This is a genomic window from Kitasatospora sp. NPDC057542 (assembly GCF_042801945.1).
GTDB lineage: Bacteria > Actinomycetota > Actinomycetes > Streptomycetales > Streptomycetaceae > Kitasatospora.
Window position 1 is genome coordinate 1 of record NZ_JBHVFE010000643.1, and the last position, 3,926, is coordinate 3,926.

Here is a 3,926-nt window from a genome sequence, read left to right on the forward strand (position 1 = left end):
TGCAGGCCCTGCCCCGACCCGTCACCTGATTTCCCCGACCGTCCCTGCCCACCCACGAACCGAGGACCTTGGAGACACCGGCCACGCGTCGGGACGTCGGCATGTCCCCACACCCCCACACAGGCACAACGCGTCGCCAGTGCCATCAACCGAGCTCAGCCAGGCCCAACTGAAAGGCGGAGGTTAGTTCCCTGAACGCCCCGGGTGCTGATCGACCGCTACACACGTTCTGGCTGTGGGAGCCCGGCCCGGGCGTGTTCATCATGGACCCCGGCGACATCGACCGGCAGGAGATCACCACCGGCATGCTGCCCGCATCCGGGAGCCCGGGCACCGAGCCGGACACCGCCGAGAGGGGCGTGCGGGCCACCCCCTGGTTCACCCCGCAGCGTCACGGCGGTGACACCCTCATCATCGAAGTCCCCGCCTGGGCCGCGCACCCCGACCCGACCCGACCGGCCCTCGATGCCCGCGCCCACCTGGCCGCATGCGCCGACCAGCTCCGCCACCACGGCCACCAGATCACCGAACTCCTCCACACCGCCCTGCCCCACCTCACCGACACTCCCCTGCTGCGCGCCACCGACACCCCGCTGACCGCCCTGCGCCAGCTCGCCGACCAGTGGGACCCCCGCACCGGCGGAGAACGCCTCCTGCAACCCGGCCTCATGACCCCCGCACGCCTCGACGGCATCACCCTGTGGACCCACCGCCTACCCATACGCACCGCCGCCCTGCTGCGCCGCGCCCTCGGCCCGGCCGACGAGCACACCGCACCGGTCGCCGCCCGTCTCGATGCCCTGCTGCGGGAGTGGACCAGCGAGTACGAGCAGCGGTTCCGGCCCACGTGGATCCCAGTAGCACGCCAGGCCGCCCACCAGGCGAACACCGTCCAGGCTGCTGTGGAACTCGGCCTGCGCACGGTGTGACCGGCAGGTCGTCGGGCTGGCACTTCGTTGCCCCGAACTGGCGAAGAACGGCTTGGGTTGATCGGGGGTCGGCGGTTCATACTCCGGGGTGTCATAGACATCCGGCCGCAAACCGAGACGCTCACCATGGCCCCGACCAACGAAGGCCGGCGAGTGGCCCGCGAGCGGTTGGCCGCGTTGTCCTGATGGGACCAATGGAACGTCGGACGGCGACACGGAGCACCGTGGCAGCGAGCGGCCCTGACCCCCGCAGTCCGGCCGGACCGCTGCGCGGCTGCTCAGCGGGATGGCTCCAGGGCTGAATCTTCGCCCACGTCGCCGACGTGCCGACCTGCGAGGCCCGCCGGCGTAGGGCTTCCGGTCAACAACGGCCGACCGGCAGTCGACTACTCCGGGCGGTGGCCGCGTGTGGCAACGGCCGTGACGACCGCCCGGGCAAGGCTTTCGATGCCCGGCGCCCGCTCACCGTCCGCGATCCGGCGGCCGAGCAGCGCTGATTGCGCCGCATCGCAGCCAGCGACGACAGCCAACCCGGCGACCCCGCGCTCGCGCAGAGCCCTGCTCACTGCGTGCACGCGTTCCTCGGCCAGGTCCTGCGGTGCGTGGTCGACGGCCAGGACGGTGACAACATGGCCCGCACGGTGGCACAGGAGGGCGTCGGCCGTCGACTGCGGCTCACGGTCGACGGGCACAAGCTCGACTTGCCAGTCGTACTCCTCAAGGCGATCCAGCAGCGGGGCCTGCCCGCTCATCCAGGCTTCCGCCACCGCACGCCACCGCGGTCCCCACACCTGCTCGGCCAAGGGGGCGACGTCGGCGGTGAACTTGGCCGTGCAGGAGCGGCGTTCGGCAGGGTGGGCATCGCGTGGCGCGAGTCCGGCGCGGTTGCGTTCACGGTTACGCTGCGCCCACTCAGCACGGATCCTGGGCCACAGGGTGGGGTGACGTCGGGCGCCTTCGTCGTCGACCTGGGCCAGGAAGACCTCGCGCCAGGCGTCCAGAGGTCCGTCGTTCTCGTCCACCACCGCACCAGCGAGGTGCGTGGCGGCCTCCACGGACCACCACCGGTCCATGGCCATGGTGTTCCGCCGCTCGGCGCGCCACACCGTCGCGACAGGCTCGACGCCGAGCGCGGCAAACAGTTCGGCGGCGCTTTCCTCGATGTCGCGGCCGGCCAGGCGCTGTTTCGCGTAGGCGATGAACCGGACGTCGAGAACGCGTAGCAGGTCGTCCAGGACGTGCCGGGCCTGCGGGCGCCTGGTGCGGGCATAGGCCTCGCAGCTCCGGTCCAGCCAGCGGTGGATCACCGCGTCCCTGAATCTGGCGCCCGTGTTCGCGAAGTCCAGGCCCCACCGTTGGATGGCGGAGGGCGTGATGGCCGGGAGAAAGTCCTCAAGCAGACGGTGAAGCTCGGCGCCGTCCGCGGCGACGGTCCTCGCCACGTGCTCCAGGTTGAGGCGGCCGCTGTGCTCGACCCACTTCCCGGCGACCGCCTCCCACAGGACGGGGTGGCGATCGCGTCCGTCCGCATCGACGTAGGCGATGAAGTGCGCACGCCACTCGTCCAGTGGTACTCGTCCCTCGAACTGCAGCTGCCCGGCTCCCCACTCGTCGAGGTCGTAGTCCATGGCCCAGAACTCGGCGACGCTCTCAGGGTCGCTGCTGTCGTAGACGTCCGTGTCGCGGCTCCGCTCTCGGGCGCGCGCGTAGAGCTGGAAGTTGGCCTCGAGATAGGCGAGCAGGGCCCGTTCATCCACTCCGGCCCGCCTGCGGGCCGCGCTCCGGAAACGAGCGAACTCCTCGTCAAGCCACTCCAGGACGCGGATCTCGTACGGCCGCCGATCCTGGACGAGGTGGTCCTGCCAATCCTCAGTGCGGTAGCGGCAGACGGCGACTTCCACATCGACCGGCACGGTCCCGGACCGGTAGCCGGTCCAGGTGTCCAGAACGACGGCATCGGCCCACTGCCCTGCCCGCTGGACCAGCCTGTCGTCGCACTCGTCCCAGAACCACACAGCCACGCTCCCCGCCGCAGGCTCGCCGTGCTCCCCGCGATCCACGACGGCCCGTGGCGCAAGCGCTCCGCACTCGACGGCCTCGTACGTCAACCGGTCGGCGGTCAGGAGCAGCACATCTGAGCCGGCCCGCGATAACTCCCTCGCGAGGGCCAGAGCAAGGACGGAGCGGCCCGCGCCGGTCCCGCTTCCGGCGGTCACGGCCACGGTGATCCCTGGCTTCCGATGCACGGCGGCCGAGTGGCGCCCGACGGTGGACGGCCCGGCCATGATCTCGTCCCAGGAGGCCGACCTGCGGCTGCTGCTCCCGATACAGTCTGTGACCACATCTGCGCACTGTCGGGCGGTGCCCCACTGCTGCACCTCACGGGCACGGTCGTCTCGTACGGGCTGTTCTGTGGGGGGTTCCTCATCGTCGTACTGCTCGCCACGACTGAGGTTGACTGTTCGGGTGGCGGGGCGGTGGACCTCGGTTGGGGCGCTGAGCTTGTGCGCCTTGCCATCAGAGGTGACGGGGTCCGAGGTCAGCTGCCAGGAGTCGGCGGGTCCGGGCTTGTTGGACATGCGGTCACCGTAGCGGCGAATCCCGCCCGCCCGCCAAGCCATCGGCCGTTCCTGTGGTAGATCGCCACGCGCGCTTGTGCAGAGCTCTGGTGAACTCACGGGCTTGTGAAGGAACTTGGGTTGAGCCTCTTCTGCACTGCACGGTTGATCGTCGGGCTTCGGCCGGGTGCGTAGGAGGGCATCTGGAGGTAACCGCAGGCAGCTTGACATCCTCACCCGCCTAATACTCCAGCCGTAGATGGTGATCTTCATGGTTGGAGAGCGGCTTGGCGTCGGTAGTGGCTGTGACGGGCGCGGGCTTGGTGGCCTCGTCGCCAGGTGGACCAGCGCAGTTGGTGGGCCACGTCGCTGGCAGGCTGGATGAGCAGGGCGATAAGCAGGCGCTGGATCTCGTTGCAGGTGAGCGGGATCAGTCCGT

The 3,926-nt window shown here is 70.0% G+C and carries 2 protein-coding genes and 1 pseudogene; 1 reads left to right on the forward strand and 2 read right to left on the reverse strand.

The annotated features are described in order from the left end of the window. The first annotated feature begins 254 nt into the window (after window positions 1–254). The gene (locus ACFU7Y_RS41320) at window positions 255–929 is read left to right on the forward strand and encodes a hypothetical protein (RefSeq protein ID WP_380771553.1); all 675 of its coding nucleotides are present in this window, start codon (window positions 255–257) and stop codon (window positions 927–929) included. A 386-nt stretch (window positions 930–1,315) separates the two neighbouring features. On the opposite strand, the gene ACFU7Y_RS41325 is transcribed toward ACFU7Y_RS41320, so the two are convergent. Together ACFU7Y_RS41325 and ACFU7Y_RS41330 are read right to left on the reverse strand one after the other, a co-directional pair. Then, window positions 1,316–3,508 carry a hypothetical protein gene (locus ACFU7Y_RS41325; RefSeq protein ID WP_380771555.1) on the reverse strand — a complete coding sequence of 731 codons (2,193 nt, stop codon included), beginning with the start codon at window positions 3,506–3,508 and terminating at the stop codon, window positions 1,316–1,318. A 248-nt stretch (window positions 3,509–3,756) separates the two neighbouring features. After that, window positions 3,757–3,926 (reverse strand): annotated as a pseudogene (locus tag ACFU7Y_RS41330) (IS701 family transposase); the annotation flags it as partial.